Raw genomic sequence first — 19,355 nt, forward strand, 5'->3', positions numbered from 1 at the left:
CGTGGCATTCAAACCGACCGGCCCGGCATCGCCGCGGCTAACCGGCCGTCGCCTGGGCAAACTGTTTGAGGATCGCCGCGCAGAACGCGGGGAGGTCCGACGGTGACCGGCTGGAGATCAAATTGCCGTCGATGACGACCTCGTCGTCTTCCACCTGGGCGCCCGCGTTGCGAAGATCCGTGCGAATGCTCGGGTAGGACGTCAGCGTCCGGCCCACCGCCACACCGGCTTCCACCAGGGTCCAGGGTCCGTGACAGATGGCGGCCACCGGTTTGCCCGAGCTGACGAAATCGCGGACGAACGAGACGGCGTCGTCGTCCATGCGCAGCTTGTCCGGGTTCACCGTGCCGCCCGGCAGCACCAGGCCGTCGAATTCGCCCACCGACGCCTCGGACACTTTCCGATCGACGGCGAAGGTCCCGGCGGACTCGAGATCGTGGTTGCGGGCCTGGATTTCGCCGTCCTTGAGCGAGAGCACCTCGACCTTGGCCCCGGCCTCTTGCAGCGCCGCGCGCGGCTGTTCGAGCTCAACCTTTTCCACGCCGTCGGCCGCGAGAAAAGCTATTCTCTTTCCTTGCAATTCGTTTGACATCGCCGTTTTCCTTCCTGCGATCGACGATTCGCGTCGGATCAAAGAGTTCGCATCGCCGTGTAGAGGTCCAGGCCGGCGATCCCGGACAGGGCGGCGGCACAGACGATGGCCTGGCGCCGCCGCCCGGGACCGCGGGCGGCCACACCCGCGATCAACAGGGCCATATCCAGGACATCCCCGGCCACACGGGTCCACACCAGCTTGTCGGGGCCCCCCAACAGCGCCGCGCCGTGGCCGCATTCGCGCACGCCGAGCGCGCGGATCACCCGGCGCGACCGGGCGGTGTCGTCGACGCCCGCGATCGCGGCGACCCGACTCGGCGCCACCAGTTCGCTGATGCCCAGGGCGAAGCTGGCACCGCCGAGCGCGGAGACCAATGTGGCTGTGGTGTCGTCCGATTGGTCGCTCGTCATCGCCCGTCCGCCGATCAGTTCGCTGCCTCGCGCAGCGCGGCGAGCAACGGCTCGGCGGCCTCTTTGAGGAACCTCTCCTGGGTGTCCCCGCCGACCTGGATGAGCGCGATGTCGGTGAATCCGGCTTCCCAGTAGGGCCGGACGCTCTCGACGATCGCGTCGAGGTCGGGCCCGCAGGGAATGGTGCCGGCGACGTCTTCGGGGCGGACGAATTGGGTCGCGCCGGCGAAACCGGCCGGGGTCGGCAGGTCGGCGTTCACCTTCCAGCCGCCGGCAAACCAGCGGAACTGGTCGTGCGCGCGCTTGACGGCCGTGTCGCGGTCGGGGTCCCAGCACACCGGTATCTGGCCGATCACCCGGCCGCCACCGGCGAGGTTCGCGGCCTGCCGGGCGCCGTGCCAGCCGTGGACGAGTTCGGCCTTGGGCTCCGTCGCGATCAGGTGGTCGGCCAGCTTGGCGAACTTGTCGATCGCCTTGGTGCCCCCGATGGCCACCCCGATGCCGACCGGGACGTCGGGGACGTCCCACAGCCGCGCGGAGTCGACCTGGAAATAGTCGCCGGTGAAGTCCACCAGCTGCCCGCCGAACAGTTCCCGGATGATCTTGATGGCCTCACGCAGCATGTCCTGGCGGCGGGTGACGGCCGGCCAGCCCCTGCCCACGACGTGCTCGTTGAGGTTTTCGCCGCTGCCCAGGCCCAGCGTGAACCGGCCGTCGGATAGGATCTGCACGGTGGCGGCCTGCTGGGCGACGATGGCCGGGTGATACCGCATCGTCGGGCACGTCACGTAGGTGTAGAGGTCTACCCGTTCGGTGGCCTGTGCCACCGCACCCAGGACCGCCCAGGCGTTGGGCGCGTGCCCCTGCGAGCTGAGCCACGGTGAAAAGTGGTCACTGCAGACGTGGAAGTCGAAACCGCGCTGTTCGGCCGAAATGGCGTACTGGACAAGCTCTTTGGGTCCACTCTGCTCGGTCATCAAAGTGTAGCCAAAATTGGTCATGCGCAGTTGGGTACCCGGCTGCCCCGAGGGCAAACGAGTCCACCGAACCGGTCGGGCTACAGGCGCTCTTTGACGGCGGCCGACAATCGGGCGCCGTCGGCCTTGCCGGCCGCGATCGCGGTGGCGGCCTTCATCACCAGGCCCATCTGTTTCATGCCGGGGCGCTCGCCGATTTCCTCGGCCACCTGCGCGATCGCCGTGTCGGCAACGTCGGCCACCTCGGCCTCGGTGAGCGGGGTGGGCAGGTATTCGTCGATGATCCTGGCCTCGGCGTGCTCGTTGGCGGCCAGGTCTCCGCGCCCGTTCTGGGTGTAGATCTCGGCGGATTCGCCGCGTTTGCGCGATTCCTTGGCCAGCACCTTGATGACCTCCTCGTCGGTGAGGTCTTTGGCCTGCTTGCCGGACACTTCCTCGGTTTGGATCGCGGCCAGCAGCATCCGCAGCGTGGCCGTTCGCAGCTTGTCCTGGGCCTTCATCGCCGCGGTCAGGTCCGCCCGGAGCCGGGATTTGAGTTCCGCCATGTGTGAGACGCTACGCGCGGGCGCGGGGGACAACGCGGTCAATGCCGGTCAATGCCGGTCAACATTGTGAAATGCCACGACCGCCGACAGGATGGAGCCCATGACGAACGACGCGCCCGGCCGCGGAGCTAGTTTGCAAGGCCTCGGCGTTCGGTGACCGCGCCGCCGCCTGGTCATCCGGTTGGCCCGCCGCCCGCATACGGCCCGCCGCCTCAATACGGCCCGCCACCTCAATACGGCCCGCCACCTCAATACGGCCCGCCCCCGGTCTACCCGACCTATGGTCCCCCGCCGGGCTATCCGCCCCCACCCGGCCACGGCGTCCCACCCGGCTACGGGCGGCCGCCGGGCTACGGCACCCCACCCGCCTTCGGCGCGCCGCCGGGCTACGGAACGGTCAAGCCCGGCATCATCCCGCTGCGCCCGCTGACCCTCGGCGACATCTTCAACGGCGCGGTCGGCTACGTGCGCGCCAATCCGAAAGCGACGCTGGGTCTGACCGCCATCGTCGTCGTGGTCATGCAGATCATCACCAAGGTCGCCTTCTTCGGCCCGCTGGCCGCCCACGACCGGTTCACCACCACCGGCGAGCCCGACACCCTGACCGCGGGGGTCCTGGGCGCCTGGACGGCGTCGGTGGGGGCCGGCCTCCTCGTCGGCTGGTTGGGCGGCATGCTGCTGTCCGGAATGCTCACCGTCATCGTCGGGCGGGCGGTGTTCGGGTCGCCGATCACCATCGGTGAAACCTGGACCAGGATCCGCGGGCGGCTGCCGGCCTTGCTCGGCCTGGCCCTGGTCGAGGCCGTCGTGGTGGCGGCCCTGGCCGGGCTGGTCGCGGTGATCATCGGGGTGCTGGCGGCGATCGGCAGCGCCGCGGCGGCCGTGGTGCTCGGCATCCCGCTGGTGCTGGTCGTCCTCGCGGCGCTGGTGTACCTGTACACCGTGGTGCTGTTCGCCCCGGTGCTGATCGTGCTGGAACGGCTGCCCGTGCTCGACGCGATCACCCGATCGTTCAAGCTGATCCGCAACGGCTTCTGGCGAGTGCTGGGCATCCGCACGCTCACCTTCCTGGTGGCCTCGATCGTCGCCAACGCCGTCGCGGTGCCGTTCAGCATCGTCGGTCAGTTTTTCCAGATCACCTCGTCCGGCACCGCCTTTTTGATCAGCACCGCGATCCTCTCCGTCGGGGCGGCGATCGGCGAGATCATCACCGCACCGTTCAACGCCGGAGTGATCGTCCTGCTCTACACCGACCGCCGGATGCGCGCCGAGGCGTTCGACCTGGTCTTGCAGACCGGAGCCGCCCAGGGGCCCTACGCGGCCGCGTCCACCGACCACCTCTGGCTCACGCGGCCGCTGTAACGGCCGAGCGAGGACTAGCTGAGCATGCCTTCCATCGACATCGACCGCGATGCCGCGCACCGCGCCGCGCAGGACGAACTCAACAAGCCGATCTATTCCAAGGGGTCGTCGGCCGACCAGTTCCTCGACTGGCTCAACGACCTGATCTACCGGATGCTGCAGAAGACCGCCACGGTGCCAGGCGGATGGTTCACGGCGACAGTGCTTTTGATCCTGCTGGCGATCGCGGTGTTTGTTGCCTTCCACGTCGCGCGGCGCACCATGCGCGCCCGCCGCGGCGGTGACCAGCTGCTGTTCGAAGCCGCGCAATTGACGGCCGCCCAGCATCGAGCGACGGCCGAAAGCTATGCGGCCGAAGGTGATTGGGCGGCGGCCATACGCCACCGGCTGCGCGCTGTCGCCCGCCAGCTCGAGGAGACCGGTGTGCTGGCGGCGGCCCCCGGCCGCACGGCCAACGAGCTGGCTCGCGACGCCGGCACCGCGCTGCCCCATCTGGCCGACGAACTGTCCGAAGCGGCAACGGCTTTCAACGACGTCACCTATGGCGAGCAGCCCGGAACCCGGGCCGCCTACCAGATGATCGCCGACCTCGACGATCACCTGCGGTCCCGCTGGCAGGGCGCCCCGGCCGAGGCCGGGCGACCCGCCGTCCCCGAGTCGTGGGCGCAGGTGCGGTGATGGCCACGATCAGCGATGCCCGCACCCAGACCGCGCCCCGGCGCCGGCGCTCGTGGCGCTGGGTGGTCGTCATCCTGCTGGTGCTGGCCGTCATCGCCGGCGTCGATGCCTACCTGACCGCGCCGCGCCCCGGCGCGCGGATGGACCCCGCGTCGACCGGCCCGGACGGCGCCCACGCGCTGGTGGAGTTGCTCCGCGACGCCGGTGTGGACGTCGTCGTGGCCGACACCATCGCCGACGTCGAACGGGCGGCGCGCCCGGACGCGCTGATCCTGGTGGCACAGAGCCAGTACCTGACCGACGCGGTGACCGACCGGCTGGCGAGGATCCGTTCGGACCTGCTGCTGGTGGAACCGACGACGCGGGCCCGCGAGGCGCTGCTGCCGGGCGTGGAGGTGTCCGGCGCCAGCGGCTTCGACAGCGACCCGAATTGCACGCTGCGCGAAGCCGTTCGGTCCGGCTCGGTGCGGTTCGGCCCGACCAACACCTTCAAGGCCAAGGACGGCCGGACGATGACCCGCTGCTACGACGGCGCGCTGATCCGCTTCCGGGACGGCGGACGGGTCGTCACCGCCGTCGGCAGCACCGACTTCATGACCAACGGCGGCCTGTTGCACGCTGGCAACGCGGCGCTCGCGATGAACCTGGCCGGCGACCGCCCCCGGCTCGTGTGGTACGCGCCCCATCACGTCGAGGGTGAAACCTCCACCAAGGCATCACTTTTCGACCTGATTCCACCCAACGTGAGCTGGATCGTGTGGCAGCTGGCGCTGGTGGTGCTGCTGGTCGCCGCGTGGAAGGGCCGCCGCCCCGGCCCGCTGGTGGCCGAGGAGTTGCCCGTCGTGGTGCGCGCGTCGGAGACCGTCGAGGGTAGCGGCCGGCTGTATCGGTCCCGGCGGGCACGCGATCGCGCGGCCGCGGCGCTGCGCACGGCGACACTGCAGCGGCTGCTGCCGCGGCTCGGCCTGGGCGCCGGCGCCGACCCGGCGACCGTGGTGTCCACCGCGGCCCAGCGCACCGGTTCGGATCCGGGGTTCGTCTCCTACCATCTGTTCGGTCCGCCCCCGACGACCGACCACGACCTGTTACAACTTGCCCGTGCGCTCGACGACATCGAAAGGCAGGTCGCACGCCCGTGACACAGTCCCCTTCCGGTCCACAAGCCGATACCGCCTCGTCCCCCACCGCCGAATCCGCTCGCGAGGCGCTGCTGGCGTTGCGCGCCGAGCTCGCCAAGGCCGTCGTCGGGCAGGAGGGCGTGGTCAGCGGCCTGGTGATCGCGCTGCTGTGCCGCGGGCATGTGCTGCTGGAAGGCGTTCCGGGAGTGGCGAAGACGCTGCTGGTCCGGGCGCTGTCCGCGGCGCTGCAGCTGGAGTTCAAGCGGGTGCAGTTCACGCCGGACCTGATGCCCGGCGACGTGACGGGTTCCCTGGTGTACGACGCGCGCACCGCCGCGTTCGTGTTCCGGCCCGGTCCGGTGTTCACCAACCTGCTGCTCGCCGACGAGATCAACCGCACCCCACCCAAGACCCAGGCCGCGCTGCTCGAGGCGATGGAGGAGCGCCAGGTCAGCGTCGAGGGCGAACCCCAGCCGCTGCCGGACCCGTTCATCGTCGCCGCGACCCAGAACCCGGTCGAATACGAGGGCACCTACCAGCTGCCCGAGGCCCAGCTGGATCGCTTTCTCCTCAAACTGAATGTGACGCTGCCCCCGCGGGACGCCGAGATCGCCATCCTGCACCGGCACGCGCACGGTTTCGATCCCCGCGATCTGTCGGCGATCAAGCCGGTGGCGGGGCCGGCCGACCTGGCCGCCGGCCGCGACGCCGTGCGACACGTGCTGGTCGCCGACGAGGTGCTCGGCTACATCGTCGACATCGTCGGGGCCACCCGATCCTCCCCCGCGCTGCAGCTGGGCGTGTCCCCCCGCGGGGCGACCGCCCTGTTGGCCACCGCGCGCTCCTGGTCCTGGCTGTCGGGCCGCAACTACGTCACCCCCGACGACGTGAAGGCCATGGCCCGCCCGACGCTGCGGCACCGGGTGATGCTGCGGCCCGAAGCCGAACTCGAGGGGGCCACGTCCGATGGCGTGCTCGACGGGATTCTGGCGTCGGTTCCGGTGCCCCGCTAGTGATCCTGACCGGACGCACGGGACTGGTCGCGCTGATCTGCGTCCTGCCCATCGCTGTCTCGCCTTGGCCGGCAACGGCTTTCGTGGCCCTGCTGGTGGCGCTGGCCATCGCCGTTGCCGTCGACGTCGGGTTGGCGGCCCGCACCACCGCCCTGCGCTACGTGCGCTCCCCGGATCGCTCCGCCCGGCTCGGTCAACAGGTGGATTGTGAGCTGTCCATCCACAACGACGGCCGGCGGCGGTTCCGCGGCCAGGTCCGCGACGCCTGGCCGCCCAGCGCCCGCGCGCGGCCGCGCACCCATGCGGTGGACATCCCGGCCGGGGGCGATCAGCACGTCGCGACCCGGCTGGAGCCAAAGCGCCGCGGCGATCAGCGCGCGACGGTGATCACCGCGCGATCGATCGGGCCCCTGGGCTTGGCGGGACGGCAGGGTTCGCAATCGGTGCCCGGCCAGCTCCGGGTGCTGCCGCCGTTCCTGTCGCGCAAGCACCTGCCGTCGCGCCTGGCCAGGCTGCGCGAGATCGACGGCCTACTGCCCACCCTGGTGCGCGGGCAGGGCACCGAATTCGATTCGCTGCGAGAGTATGTCGTCGGTGACGACGTGCGCTCGATCGATTGGCGCGCGACCGCGCGGCGCGCCGACGTGGTGGTGCGCACCTGGCGCCCCGAACGCGACCGGCGCGTGGTGATCGTGCTCGACACGGGCCGCACCGCGGCGGGCCGGGTGGGCGTCGACCCCACCACCTCCGATCCCGCGGGCTGGCCGCGGCTGGACTGGTCGATGGATGCCGCGCTGCTGCTGGCCGCGCTCGCGTCGCGGGCGGGCGACAACGTCGACTTCCTCGCCCACGACCGGGTGAGCCGGGCCGGCGTCTTCGGCGCGTCGCGCACCGAGCTGCTCGCCCAGCTCGTCGACGCGATGGCCCCCCTGCAGCCCACGCTCGTCGAATCCGATTGGCGGGCAATGGCTTCGGCCATCGCGCTGCGGGCCCGCCGGCGCTCGCTGGTGGTGCTGCTGACCGACCTCAATCCGACCGCCCTCGACGAGGGCCTGCTGCCCGTGCTGCCGCAGCTGTCGGCCAAGCATCACCTGCTGCTGGCCGCGGTTTCCGACCCGCGGGTCGACCAGATGGCCGCCGGCCGATCGGATGCCGCGGCGGTGTACGACGCCGCCGCGGCCGAGCGATCCCGCAACGACCGCGGCGCCATGGCCACACGATTGCGCCGCACCGGCGTGGAGGTCGTCGACGCCCCGCCCGCCGAACTGGCGCCCGCGCTCGCCGACCACTACCTGGCGATGAAAGCGACCGGGCGCCTGTGATCGGCACCGCGAAACTGTAACCACCGACGCATTTCCCGAGTAGGGCCGTCCGCAGTTGCAGTCTCGCGAAGCTCAGCCGGTGGGGACCACATCCGGCGCGTCTTCGATGTCGCCGCTTTCCCCGGCTCTGACCCCGCGGCGACCGAAGTAGACGATGTAGGACAAGAACGCCGCCTCGGCGATGACGCCGATGCCGACCCGTACGACCGTCGGTAACGGCGACGGCGTCACCAGCGCCTCGATCAACCCGGAGACGGCGAGCACGGCCACCAGGCCCACGGCCACCGAGACGATGGCACGGCCCTGTTCGGCGAGCACCTGTCCCCGGGGCCGGTCGCCGGGCGAGATCACCGACCATCCCAGCCGCATTCCCGCCGCCCCCGAGAGGAAGACCGCGGTGAGCTCCAACAGCCCATGGGGGGCAAGCAATCCCAGCAGCAGGCCGCCCTTGCCGGCGGGGAACATCAGGCCGGCGATCACGCCCACATTGGCGGCATTCTCGAACAGCACAAAGGGAATGGGCACCCCCAGCACGACGGACAGCGCGATGCATTGCGCGGAAACCCAGGAATTGTTCACCCAGATCTGCAGCGCGAAGGCGGCGGCGGGATGCTCGCTGTAATACGACTCGACGTCGTGATTGACCAATTGCTCGATGTCACTAGGGGTTCCGAGCGCTGACTGCACCTCGGGACTGCCGGCGACCCACAGCGCAATGACCACGACCACCGCGAAAAACGCCGCCGCCGTGGCCAGCCACCACCGCCACGTGCGGTACGCGACGACCGGGAAGGACACCGTCCAGAACCGGGTGAACGTACTGCTCAACGGCGCGTGGGCCCCGGTCACCGCGGAACGGGCCCGCGCGACCAGGCTCGAGAGCCGGCCGACCAGCATCGAATCCGACGACGCCGAGCGCAGCATCGACAAATGGGTGGACACCCGCTGATAGAGCTCGACGAGTTCGTCGATCTCGGCGCCGCTGAGCGACCGGCGGCGCCCGATCAGTCGATCGAGGCGGTCCCACGTGCCTCGATGGGCCAGCACGAATGCGTCGACGTCCACCCTGGGCAGCCTAATCACCCCGCGGGCGCGGCGCCGCGGGCATGACCAAGTGCGGTAGCCCCCACCCGCCCGGCCTGTACCGTTCGAAGTTATGTCGGTGGTGACCGGGGACGCCGTGGTGCTGGACGTGCAGATCGCCCAGCTGCCGGTGCGGACGTTGAGCGCGCTGATCGATATCGCCGTCATGGTGATCGGCTACCTGCTCGGGCTGATGCTGTGGGCCGCCACCCTGACCGAGTTCGACACCGCGCTGAGCAACGCCATCCTGCTTATATTTACGGTTCTGGTAATTGTGGGCTACCCGTTGATCCTCGAGACCGCGACGCGGGGACGCTCGGTAGGCAAGATCGCCCTGGGTCTGCGCGTCGTGTCCGACGACGGCGGCCCAGAACGCTTCCGCCAGGCGCTGTTTCGCGCCCTGGCCTCGCTCGTGGAAATCTGGATGCTCTTCGGCAGCCCCGCCATCATCTGCAGCATCCTGTCACCCAAAGCCAAACGGATCGGCGATATCTTCGCTGGCACGGTGGTGGTCAACGAACGCGGACCCCGGCTGGGGCCCCCGCCGACGATGCCTCCGGCGCTGGCCTGGTGGGCGGCGTCGCTGCAGCTGTCGGGACTGTCCGTCGGTCAAGCCGAAGTGGCGCGCCAATTCCTTTCCCGCGCACCGCAACTCGACCGCCAGCTGCGCACTCAGATGGCGTACCGCATCGCCGGTGATGTCGTGGCGCGCATTGCGCCGCCCCCGCCCCCCGGGGCCCCGGCGGAACTGGTGCTGGCCGCCGTCCTCGCCGAGCGGCACCGTCGCGAACTGGCCCGGCTGCGCCCGACCGCCCAGGCGCCGGGCTGGCCGCCCATGCCGCCGGGCGCGCCGCCGCGGTACCCGGCGCCGTGGCCGGAGCCGGGCCGACCCGCCCCGGGACCGGGCTACGGCGCGCCTCCGGACGGTTTCGCACCGCCGCACTGACGCAGCGCGGCTAGCGGGCGACGCTCGCCGCCATGAGGACGACGTCGGCGATCAGCAGCGCCCACCCGAGCAGCGGAACCGCGATGCCGCCGCGGTGTTTGGCGGTGAAAACCGAGATGACGATGACGACGACGGCCACCGCGGGCGCGCCGTAGAAGGCGACGCCGAAGTCGATGCCGCCGTGGCCCAGGTTGGGGCAGCTGGTGTCGCTGCAACCGGCGGTGCTCAGCACGCCACCGAGCGCGAACAGCATGACGATCGCCGCGGCGGGCACCGTCGCCAGCGCCAACCCCCAGTTGACCCAGGGCCAGACGTTCCGGCGCGGGGCACCACCGGGGTCCCCGGATGGGGCCGCACCGGCGGCCGTGCGATCGACCGTCACGTCGTTGTCAGCGTCCATCCCACAGTTCCTACCCGCCGTCTGGCCTCTGCAAACCGGCCCGCGGGTTTGGGCGGCGCGGATGGGCGTGGATTTCCGCAGGTCAGCTTCGCTAGTCGATATCTTTCAACATATCCAGTTGCATCGCGTTAGTTCCCGATATATCGTGATATTCCGAAGCGCACGTCGGGTGCGCGATCCACCAACGTAAGGACACAAATGAGCAACCCATTCACTCCCCCCGAGGGACCATTCGGCGGCCGGCCCGGTTTCGGATTCGGGTTCGGCTCCGGCCCGGTCGACCGGCGCGCCCTGCACGAGGCGCGGCGCCAGGCCAGGCGGGACTTCCGCGAACATCTCCGCGACCACGCCGGCGGCGGCCACCCGGGTGGCTACGAAGGCCCGTTCGGGTTCGGTCCCGGATTCGGGCCGGGCTTCGGCCCCGGTTTCGGTTTCGGTCCCGGCGGACGGCGCGGCGCCTGGCGCCGTGGCGGCCCGGGCCGCGGCAAGCGCGGTGACGTGCGGGCGGCCATCCTGACGCTGCTCGCCGAGCGGCCGATGCACGGCTACGAGATGATCCAGCAGATCGCCGAACGCAGCAACGGGCTGTGGAAGCCGAGCCCTGGCTCGGTGTATCCGACCCTGCAGCTGCTCGACGACGAAGGCCTGATCACCGCGAGCGAATCCGCGGGCAGCAAGAAGCTTTTCGAGCTGACCGAGCAGGGCCGCGGGGCGGCCGAGAAGATCGAGACCCCGCCGTGGGACGAGATCACCGAAGGTGCGGACCCCGGTCACATGAGCCTGAGGGCGGCCGTCGGCCAGTTGTTCGGCGCGGTCGGGCAGTCCGCCCACACCGCTTCCGCCGAGCAGCAGCAGCGCATCGTCGACATTCTCAACAACGCGCGGCGCGAGATCTACGGCATCCTCGGCGAAGACTGATTCCGAGCCAGCGGACCCTGGATCAGGTCACCTCAGGTGATGGAGACCCAATCCAGGGTCCGCTGCACGGCCTTGCGCCAGCCCGCGTACCCCTCGGCGCGCTGCTCGTCGTTCCAGGTCGGCGACCAACGCCGGCCCTCCTGCCAGTTGGCGCGCAGGTCCGCCGGGTCGGCCCAGAACCCCACGGCCAGGCCGGCCGCGTACGCGGCGCCCAGCGCCGTCGTCTCGGCGACCACCGGACGCACCACGTCCACGCCCAGCACGTCGGCCTGGATCTGCATGCACAGGTCATTGCCGGTGATACCACCGTCGACCTTCAAAACCTCAAGGCGCACACCGGAATCCGCGGCCATCGCGTCTACCACGTCGCGGCTCTGGTAGCAGATCGCCTCCAGGGTGGCCCGGGCCAGATGCGCGTTGGTGTTGAATCGGGACAGCCCCACGATCGCGCCCCGGGCATCGGATCGCCAGTAGGGGGCGAACAACCCGGAAAACGCCGGGACGAAATAGACGCCGCCGTTGTCGTCGACCTGGCGGGCCAGCGCCTCGCTTTGCGCGGCCCCGCTTATGATGCCCAGCTGATCGCGCAGCCATTGCACGGCCGCGCCCGTCACCGCGATCGAACCCTCAAGTGCGTAAACGGGTTTGGCGTCCCCGAACTGGTAGCAGACGGTGGTCAGCAGCCCGTTGTCGGACCGCACGATCGTCTCGCCGGTGTTCAGTAGCAGGAAATTGCCGGTGCCATAGGTGTTTTTCGCCTCCCCCTCGGCCAGACACACCTGCCCCACCATCGCCGCGTGCTGGTCACCCAGCACGCCCGTGATCGCAATCTCTCCGCCCGCCGGGCCGGTCTCGGCCGTCACCCCGTAGGGCTGCGGCGACGACGACGGCCCGATCCGCGGCAGCATCGCGCGCGGGATCGCAAAGAATGACAGCAACTCGTCGTCCCAGTCCAGGGTCTCGAGGTTCATCAGCATGGTCCGGCTGGCGTTGGTCACGTCGGTGACGTGCACGCCGCCCCGCGGACCCCCGGTCAGGTTCCACAACACCCAGGTGTCCGGGGTGCCGAACAACGCGTCGCCACGCTCGGCGGCGTCGCGCACCCCGTCGACATTCTCCAAGATCCATCGCAGCTTTGCGCCGGAGAAGTACGTCGCCGGGGGAAGTCCCGCCTTGCGGCGGATCACCTCGCCCCGGCCGTCGGCTCCCAGCGCCGACGCGATCCGGTCGGTGCGGGTGTCCTGCCAGACGATCGCGTTGTAATAGGGCCGTCCGGTCTTGCGGTTCCAGACCAGCGTCGTCTCGCGCTGGTTCGTGATACCCAGCGCGGCAATGTTTTTCGGCGCCAGGTTGGCACGGTTGAGCACGGAGGTCAGCACCGAGGAGGTACGTTCCCAGATCTCCACCGGGTCGTGCTCGACCCAGCCCGCCTGGGGCAGGATCTGTTCGTGCTCGAGCTGGTGGCGGGCCACCTCGGCACCCTCGTGATCGAAGATCATGCAGCGCGTGCTGGTCGTCCCCTGGTCGATAGCGGCCACGAATTCGGCGAACTCGGCCAACTGCTCTCCTCCACCCGTGAGCTCTGACACTTTTGCGGCAAAAGTCCATCATGGTCTACCCGCCCGGCGGGCGAGGCCACAACCGCGCCGCCGGAGAGCTTGCTTTACGGGCGGTAACCCTGTTGCATCTGCGGTGTGGGCGAAGAGGTCAAGCGCACCACGTACGACAGCGCACACCGCCGCGAATACCGGCGCAAGGTTCAGGCGTGTCTGAACGTGTTCGAGACGATGCTCGCCCAGTCATGCTTCGATTCCGACCAGCCGCTCACCGGCATGGAGATCGAGTGCAACCTGGTCGACGCCGACTACCAGCCGGCCATGTCCAATCGCCACGTCCTGGACGCCATCGGCGATCCCGCGTACCAGACCGAATTGGGCGCCTACAACATCGAATTCAACGTCCCGCCGCACGCGCTGCCCGGACACACGGGGCTGGATCTCGAGGCCGAGGTGCGGGCCAGCCTGAACGAGGCCGAGATCAAGGCCGGCGCCGCCGACGGTGCGCACATCGTCATGATCGGCATCCTGCCCACGCTGATGCCCGAACACCTCGATCACGACTGGATGAGCGAGTCGACGCGGTATGCCGCCCTCAACGACTCGATCTTCACCGCCCGCGGCGAGGACCTGCCCATCGACATCGACGGCCCCGAACCGCTGAACTGGCACGCCGCGACGATAGCGCCCGAATCCGCTTGCACCAGCATGCAATTGCACCTGCAATTGGCCCCGGAGACGTTCGCCGCCAACTGGAACGCCGCGCAGATTGTCGCCGGTCCGCAGCTGGCGCTGGGCGCCAACTCGCCGTTCTTCTTCTCCCACCAACTCTGGGCGGAAACCCGCATCGAGCTGTTCACCCAATCCACCGACACCCGACCCGAAGAGCTGAAAACCCAAGGCGTGCGCCCGCGAGTGTGGTTCGGTGAACAGTGGATCACCTCGGTCCTCGACCTGTACCGCGAGAACATCCGGTACTTCCCGTCCCTGTTGCCCGAGGTGTCCGAGGAGGATCCGGTCGCCGAGCTGGCCGCCGGGCGCACCCCGCAGCTGTCCGAGTTGCGGCTGCACAACGGCACCGTGTACCGGTGGAATCGCCCGGTGTACGACGTGGTCGACGGGCGCCCGCATCTGCGACTGGAGAATCGGGTGTTGCCGGCCGGACCGACAGTCGTTGACATGCTGGCGAATTCGTCCTTCTTCTACGGGATGCTGCGCAGCTTGTCCGAGGCGGACAGCCCGTTGTGGGACCGCATGGATTTCGCGGTGGCGGAGGCCAACTTTTTGGCGGCGGCGCGCCACGGCATCGACGCCCGGCTGCACTGGCCCGGGCTCGGGGAGGTGAGCGCACGCGAGCTGGTGCTCGACACGTTGCTGCCGATGGCCGACGACGGGTTGCGGCGCTGGGGCGTCGACCCCGAGGTCCGCGACCGGTTCCTGGGGGTCATCGAGGGCCGCGCCCGCGCTGGCCGCAACGGCGCCACCTGGCAGGTTTCCACCGTACGGGCCCTGCAGGACGCGGGCATGGGCCGGGCCGCCGCGCTGGCCGAGATGCTGCGCCGCTACTGCGAGTACATGCACGCCAACGAGCCGGTGCACACCTGGGAGTAGGTTGACAACCATGTCGTCTGATCAAGTGATGGACTGGGACAGCGCCTACCGCGAGCAGGCCCATTTCGAGGGTCCGCCCCCGTGGAATATCGGTGAGCCGCAACCCGAACTGGCGGCGCTGGCCGCGGCCGGCAAGTTCCACAGCGACGTCCTGGACGCCGGCTGCGGAGTCGCCGAGCTCTCACTGAGCCTGGCCGCCCAGGGTTACACCGTGGTCGGCGTCGACCTCACGCCGACCGCCGTCGCGGCGGCCACCAAGTCCGCCCGGGAGCGCGGGTTGACCACGGCCAGCTTCGTGCAGGCCGACATCACGTCGCTGAGCGGGTATGACGGACGGTTCGCCACCGTCGTCGACAGCACGCTGTTTCACTCGCTGCCCGTGGAGGGCCGCGACGGCTACCTGCGCTCGGTCCACCGCGCCGCGGCACCGGGCGCCAGCTACTTCGTGCTGGTGTTCGCCAAGGGCGCCTTCCCGGCCGAGATGGAACCCAAGCCCAACGAGGTCGACGAAGACGAACTGCGCGCCGCGGTCAGCAAGTACTGGGAAATCGACGAGATTCGCCCCTCCTTCATCCTGTCGAACGCGATCAACATCGCCGACGCGCCTTTCGAATTCCCGCCGCACGATCGCGACGAGCAAGGCCGGATCAAGATGCCGGCCTACTTGCTGACGGCGCACAAGGCCGGCTAGCCGGTTGCGGTCGCCGCCGTCGCGGCGATGAGCGCCTCGGCGAAGGTCTCCAGGTCCTCGGCAGTGGTGTCCAGGTGCGGCGAGATCCGCAGCAGCGGCCCCGGGAGCTCCAGCGGTGCCCGCTGCACGCCGACGAAGGTGGTCAGGATCCGTCGCTCGGCGAGCAACCAGTCCCGCACCGTCTGCGGGTCGGCGCCGTCGGTCGGCGCCAAAGTCGTGATGGCGCTGGGTTCTTCGACCTCCTCGACGACGGCCCACCCGGCGACGTCGGCCAGCACCGTGCGGCTCAGGCCGCCCAGCTCGGCCAGGCGTGCGCAGACGGCCGTCGGCCCGTAGGCCAGGTGCTCCCCCAGCGCCAGCGAAAACCCCACCCGCGCAGCGACATTGGCTTCGCCGAATTCGAGCTGCTGGGCCACCGTCGGCGACCCCGATGCGCGCGCCCACTGCGGTGCCGCCAGCCTGGGGCGCAGGCTCTCCATCAGCTCCCGGCGCACCGCCAGTATCCCGACACCGCGCGGGCCGGCGATCCACTTGCGCGACGAGGAATACGCCGCGTCGGCCCCGGCCGCGCAATCCACCTGCCCCAGCGCCTGCGCCGCGTCGATCACCAGTGGCAGCCCGAGCTCCCGGCAGAGCTGGGCGACCATCGAAACCGGTTGCACCACACCGCTATGGCTGGCCACCGCGGTCAGGTGCACCAGGTCCGGCCGGTCGGTGTCGAGGGCCCGCGCCGCGTCGTCGAGCGCGACGCGGCCGTCATCCATGGTCGGCAGCAGCCGGCGGTCGAACCCGTGGGCGGCCATCACGGCCAGGTTGGGCCCGTATTCGCCTGGCAGGCACGCTACCGTTCGGTGCTTGGTCGGCCAGGCGCCCAACAGCAGATCCAAGGCGTGAAGCGAGCCGGTGGTGAACACCACCTCGGCGTCGGTCATCCCGGTCAGCGCGGCGAACGCGACACGCCCGGCGTCGAGCACCGGGGCGGCCGCCTCGGCCGCGACATACCCGCCGACTTCGGACTCGTTGCGGGCGTGCTGCGCGGCGGCGTCGATCACCGCGACGCTCTGCCGCGAGCAGGCGGCGTTGTCCAGATGCAGGCCGGCCATGGGCGGGCGTGCCGCCCGCCATCGGTCGGCCAGCGAGTCGCCGGCGGTCACTTCACGGCCAACGACAACCCGAAGTCACCCGCGCCGTCGGTCCACCATTGCGTGCGACGCAGTCCCACGGCGGCCAGTTCGGCACTCACCTTTTCCGGGCGGAACTTGCACGACACCTCGGTCAGCATCTCCTCGCCGGCCTCGAAGTCCACGATCAGCTCGAGCGCACCGACACGCACCCGCTGGCCGCGATCGGCCCGCAACCACATCTCGATACGTTCCTCGGCCGGGTTCCACCGCGCGACGTGCGCGAAAGCGTCGACGTCGAAATCGGCGTCCAGTTCCCGGTTTACCACCGCAAGAACATTGCGGTTGAACGCCGCCGTCACCCCGGCGGAATCGTCGTAGGCGCGCACCAGCCGCTCGAGGTCCTTGACCAGGTCGGTGCCCAGCAGCAGGCTGTCGCCGGGCCGCATCTGTGCGGACAGCGCGGCGAGGAAGTCCGCGCGCGGCCCGGGCGTGAGGTTGCCGATCGTCGACCCCAAGAACACGAACAGCCGCCGCCCGTCCGCCGGGATCTCGGTCAGGTGTTCTTCGAAATCGCCGCAGACGGCCTTGATTTCGACTCCCGAGTATTCCTGCGCAATGGCCGCGGCGGCCGTCGACAGGATGCTGGCGTCGACGTCGAAGGGGACGAACCGGCGCAGCGAACCGCGCGCGCGCAGGGCGTCGAGCAGCAGCCGCGTCTTCTCCGATGTGCCGCTGCCCAGTTCCACCAGGGTGTCGGCCTCGCTGGCCGACGCGATTTCGGCCGCCCGCGCGCGCAGGATCTCGGCCTCGGCGCGGGTCGGGTAGTACTCGGGCAGCCGGGTGATCTGGTCGAACAGGTCACTGCCCACGGCGTCATAGAACCACTTGGGCGGCAACGACTTCGGCGTCTTCTGCAGGCCTTCGAACACGTCACGGCGCAACGCGTGGTAGGCCGAGTCGGCGGCGAGGTGGTTCGACAGCGACAGCGTCATCAAGACCCTTTCGGATGATCCAGCGGGGTCATCGTGACTCCGCCGGCGGTGACTTCGACGAGGTGGCGGTCCGGCACGTCCTCCCAGTCGGAGTCGTTGTCATAGGGTTCGCTGGCCAGGACCACACCATCCGGGCGGCGCAGGATGGACAGCGTGTCCCCCCACACCGTCGCCAGCATGCGAGAACCGTTGGCGGCCAATATGTTCAGCCGGGCGCGCGGGTCGGCCGCCGCGATCTCGGCGATGGTGTCGCCCAGCGCATCGAGGCCGCGCTCGAAGATGACGGCCGCCAGCATCGCGCTGTCGCAGACCGATTCGGCCTGCGACGTCGCCGGCAGCGCCGCCCGGTCGACGATTCCGTTGTGCGACAACAACCATTGCCCGTCGGTGAACGGCGCGGTCGCGCTGACTTCGATCGGCATGCCGACGGTCGCCGAGCGCACCGCGGCCACCACGCAGTGGCTGCGCAGCGCCGGCGCGACGGACTCGAAGGACACGTCGCCCCACAGCGGCAGCTGGCTGCGCCAGCGCCGGGGCGCGGCGCCATCCGACGCAGCATCGAAAAACCCGACGCCCCAGCCGTCCGCGTTCAACAGACAATGCTTCTGGCGGCGCGGCGCGTAGGCCTGCACCCGCAGCCCGAACGGTGGGTCGAGCACCAGCGAGGAGACCGTGACGTCGGCCCCGAGCCACCCCAGATGCCGGCACATCAGGCGATCTCCTTCGGCACGTCCCAGGCCAACCGGACGCCGGAGAAGATCTGGCGCCGGTACGGGTGATCCCAGTTGCGAAAACTCGGGCGCAGGATGCTCGGCTCCACGGCCCACGATCCGCCGCGCAGCACCCGGTAATCGCCGTCGAAGAACGGCTGTGAATAGCGCTCGTAGAGCATCGGGACGAACCCGGGCCAGGGCCGCAGCGGGCTGCTCGTCCACTCCCACACATCGCCGAGCATCTGCTCGGCCCCGTACGCGGAAGCGCCGGCGGGGTAGGCCCCGACGGGTGCGGGCCGTAGCGCGGTGCCGCCGAGGTTGGCCAGCGCGTCGCACGGCTCCTGGGCGCCCCATGGGTAGCGGCGCCGGGCGCCGGCGGAGGGGTCCCATGCGCAGGCCTTCTCCCATTCCATCTCGGTGGGCAGCCGCGCGCCGGCCCAGGCCGCGTACGCCTCGGCCTCGAAATAGCTGACGTGCTGGACGGGTTCGTCGGCGGGGATGTCTTCGACGTGGCCGAACCGGGTGCGGGTGGCGGCGTCAGGATTCCAGAACTGCGGTGCGGTCAGGCCGGCGGCCTGGCGATGCCGCCAGCCCCGCTCCGACCACCACCGCGGCTGGTCGTAGCCGCCGTCGTCGATGAAGTGCCGCCATTCGCCGTTGGTGACCGGAACCCGGCCGATCCGGAACGCGGGCAGGTCGACGACGTGGCCGGGACGCTCGTTGTCCAGCGAAAATGGCTCGGCGGCGGGGTCAACGCCGAGCACAAACTCGCCGCCGGGCACCAGCACCGAGGTGCCGGCCAGGCCCGGGCGGGCGGGCGGCAGCATCGACGTGCCGCGCAGGAGCGGCGGGCCGCTGCGCAGATTCAATGCCTGCAGCATGGTTTCGTCGTGCTGGTTTTCGTGGCTGACCACCATCGCGTACGCGAACGCCGCCTCGTCGCCCGCCGGGTCGTCGGGCAGCGCGTCCAGGGCGTCGAACACGGCGGACCGCACCGTCCGGCAGTACGCGCGCGCCTCGTCCGGCGACAACAGCGGCAGGTCGACCCGACTGGCGCGCGAGTGCACGAAGGCGTCGTAGAGACCCTCGACGGCCGGCGACAGCATCGACGGCCGGGCAAGATCCCCGCCCCGCAGCAGCCACAGCTCTTCCTGCTGGCCGATGTGCGCCAGATCCCACACCAGCGGGCTCATCAGCGGGTCGTACTGCCGGCACAGTTCGGCATCGTCGAAGTCGACCAGCCGCAGCGTCCGCGTCCGCGTCCGCGTCAACTGGTCGGCAAGCGCCTGGCGTGACGTCAC

At 70.0% G+C, this 19,355-nt stretch carries 20 protein-coding genes; 9 read left to right on the forward strand and 11 right to left on the reverse strand.

The window, feature by feature from the left end; translation table 11 throughout:
* Positions 1-37: 37 nt before the first annotated feature.
* Genes QGN31_RS23620 through QGN31_RS23635 form a run of 4 tightly spaced genes read right to left on the reverse strand, consistent with a single transcriptional unit; the run spans position 38 to position 2,527 of the window.
* Positions 38-592 (reverse strand): type 1 glutamine amidotransferase domain-containing protein, encoded by a 555-nt coding sequence (locus tag QGN31_RS23620; RefSeq protein ID WP_043954343.1) that lies wholly within the window; start codon positions 590-592, stop codon positions 38-40.
* A 38-nt stretch (positions 593-630) separates the two neighbouring features.
* On the reverse strand, positions 631-1,005 hold the full coding sequence (locus tag QGN31_RS23625; RefSeq protein ID WP_014941171.1) for a hypothetical protein: 375 nt from the start codon (positions 1,003-1,005) through the stop codon (positions 631-633).
* Positions 1,006-1,019: 14 nt separating this feature from the next.
* Positions 1,020-2,006, reverse strand: coding sequence for an LLM class F420-dependent oxidoreductase (locus QGN31_RS23630; protein ID WP_008263293.1), 987 nt, complete (start codon positions 2,004-2,006; stop codon positions 1,020-1,022).
* Positions 2,007-2,062: 56 nt separating this feature from the next.
* Positions 2,063-2,527, reverse strand: a complete 465-nt coding sequence (locus tag QGN31_RS23635; protein ID WP_008263292.1) for a GatB/YqeY domain-containing protein — start codon at positions 2,525-2,527, stop codon at positions 2,063-2,065.
* Positions 2,528-2,680: 153 nt separating this feature from the next.
* Between QGN31_RS23635 and QGN31_RS23640 the strand changes: the two genes are divergently transcribed.
* The 5 genes from QGN31_RS23640 to QGN31_RS23660 are packed head-to-tail and all read left to right on the forward strand — an operon-like array spanning position 2,681 to position 8,020.
* A complete protein-coding gene (locus QGN31_RS23640) occupies positions 2,681-3,889 on the forward strand; it encodes a hypothetical protein (RefSeq protein WP_014941170.1) in 1,209 nt (402 codons plus the stop codon).
* A gap of 24 nt (positions 3,890-3,913) precedes the next feature.
* Positions 3,914-4,567 (forward strand): DUF4129 domain-containing protein, encoded by a 654-nt coding sequence (locus tag QGN31_RS23645; protein ID WP_009954769.1) that lies wholly within the window; start codon positions 3,914-3,916, stop codon positions 4,565-4,567.
* Positions 4,567-5,706, forward strand: coding sequence for a DUF4350 domain-containing protein (locus QGN31_RS23650; RefSeq protein ID WP_014941169.1), 1,140 nt, complete (start codon positions 4,567-4,569; stop codon positions 5,704-5,706). Before QGN31_RS23645 ends, QGN31_RS23650 begins: the two co-directional genes overlap by 1 nt.
* Positions 5,703-6,698: an AAA family ATPase gene (locus tag QGN31_RS23655; protein ID WP_008263288.1), complete on the forward strand. Its 996-nt coding sequence runs from the start codon at positions 5,703-5,705 to the stop codon at positions 6,696-6,698. The genes QGN31_RS23650 and QGN31_RS23655 overlap by 4 nt, the downstream gene beginning before the upstream one ends.
* Positions 6,698-8,020 carry a DUF58 domain-containing protein gene (locus tag QGN31_RS23660; RefSeq protein ID WP_008263287.1) on the forward strand — a complete coding sequence of 441 codons (1,323 nt, stop codon included), beginning with the start codon at positions 6,698-6,700 and terminating at the stop codon, positions 8,018-8,020. The genes QGN31_RS23655 and QGN31_RS23660 overlap by 1 nt, the downstream gene beginning before the upstream one ends.
* A 72-nt stretch (positions 8,021-8,092) precedes the next feature.
* Here the strand turns inward: QGN31_RS23660 and QGN31_RS23665 are convergent, their stop codons facing one another.
* On the reverse strand, positions 8,093-9,085 hold the full coding sequence (locus tag QGN31_RS23665) for a stage II sporulation protein M (RefSeq protein ID WP_014381688.1): 993 nt from the start codon (positions 9,083-9,085) through the stop codon (positions 8,093-8,095).
* 91 nt (positions 9,086-9,176) lie between these two features.
* Between QGN31_RS23665 and QGN31_RS23670 the strand changes: the two genes are divergently transcribed.
* On the forward strand, positions 9,177-10,049 hold the full coding sequence (locus QGN31_RS23670; RefSeq protein ID WP_014381687.1) for an RDD family protein: 873 nt from the start codon (positions 9,177-9,179) through the stop codon (positions 10,047-10,049).
* 10 nt (positions 10,050-10,059) lie between these two features.
* Here QGN31_RS23670 and QGN31_RS23675 read toward each other — a convergent pair whose 3' ends face one another.
* Positions 10,060-10,449: a hypothetical protein gene (locus QGN31_RS23675; RefSeq protein WP_008263284.1), complete on the reverse strand. Its 390-nt coding sequence runs from the start codon at positions 10,447-10,449 to the stop codon at positions 10,060-10,062.
* A gap of 198 nt (positions 10,450-10,647) precedes the next feature.
* On the opposite strand from QGN31_RS23675, the gene QGN31_RS23680 reads away from it, so the two are divergent.
* The gene (locus QGN31_RS23680) at positions 10,648-11,367 is read left to right on the forward strand and encodes a PadR family transcriptional regulator (RefSeq protein ID WP_008263283.1); all 720 of its coding nucleotides are present in this window, start codon (positions 10,648-10,650) and stop codon (positions 11,365-11,367) included.
* 32 nt (positions 11,368-11,399) lie between these two features.
* Here the strand turns inward: QGN31_RS23680 and glpK are convergent, their stop codons facing one another.
* Positions 11,400-12,926, reverse strand: a complete 1,527-nt coding sequence (gene glpK, locus QGN31_RS23685; protein WP_014378923.1) for a glycerol kinase GlpK — start codon at positions 12,924-12,926, stop codon at positions 11,400-11,402.
* Positions 12,927-13,061: 135 nt separating this feature from the next.
* On the opposite strand from glpK, the gene QGN31_RS23690 reads away from it, so the two are divergent.
* Together QGN31_RS23690 and QGN31_RS23695 are read left to right on the forward strand one after the other, a co-directional pair.
* On the forward strand, positions 13,062-14,534 hold the full coding sequence (locus QGN31_RS23690; protein WP_014381683.1) for a glutamate--cysteine ligase: 1,473 nt from the start codon (positions 13,062-13,064) through the stop codon (positions 14,532-14,534).
* Between the two features lie 10 nt (positions 14,535-14,544).
* On the forward strand, positions 14,545-15,225 hold the full coding sequence (locus tag QGN31_RS23695; RefSeq protein WP_043954340.1) for a class I SAM-dependent methyltransferase: 681 nt from the start codon (positions 14,545-14,547) through the stop codon (positions 15,223-15,225).
* Here QGN31_RS23695 and egtE read toward each other — a convergent pair.
* The 4 genes from egtE to egtB are packed head-to-tail and all read right to left on the reverse strand — an operon-like array spanning position 15,222 to position 19,355.
* Entirely contained in the window at positions 15,222-16,328 is a 1,107-nt protein-coding gene (gene egtE / locus QGN31_RS23700; protein WP_233425327.1) for an ergothioneine biosynthesis PLP-dependent enzyme EgtE, read from the reverse strand. The genes QGN31_RS23695 and egtE overlap by 4 nt on opposite strands.
* Before the next feature lie 47 nt (positions 16,329-16,375).
* Positions 16,376-17,341 carry an L-histidine N(alpha)-methyltransferase gene (egtD, locus tag QGN31_RS23705; protein WP_009955087.1) on the reverse strand — a complete coding sequence of 322 codons (966 nt, stop codon included), beginning with the start codon at positions 17,339-17,341 and terminating at the stop codon, positions 16,376-16,378.
* Positions 17,341-18,051: an ergothioneine biosynthesis protein EgtC gene (gene egtC / locus QGN31_RS23710; RefSeq protein ID WP_008263273.1), complete on the reverse strand. Its 711-nt coding sequence runs from the start codon at positions 18,049-18,051 to the stop codon at positions 17,341-17,343. Before egtC ends, egtD begins: the two co-directional genes overlap by 1 nt.
* Positions 18,051-19,355 carry an ergothioneine biosynthesis protein EgtB gene (gene egtB, locus QGN31_RS23715; RefSeq protein WP_071196532.1) on the reverse strand — a complete coding sequence of 435 codons (1,305 nt, stop codon included), beginning with the start codon at positions 19,353-19,355 and terminating at the stop codon, positions 18,051-18,053. Before egtB ends, egtC begins: the two co-directional genes overlap by 1 nt.

It is taken from the genome of Mycobacterium sp. 2-64 (assembly GCF_035918375.1).
Taxonomy (GTDB): Bacteria; Actinomycetota; Actinomycetes; order Mycobacteriales; family Mycobacteriaceae; genus Mycobacterium; species Mycobacterium intracellulare.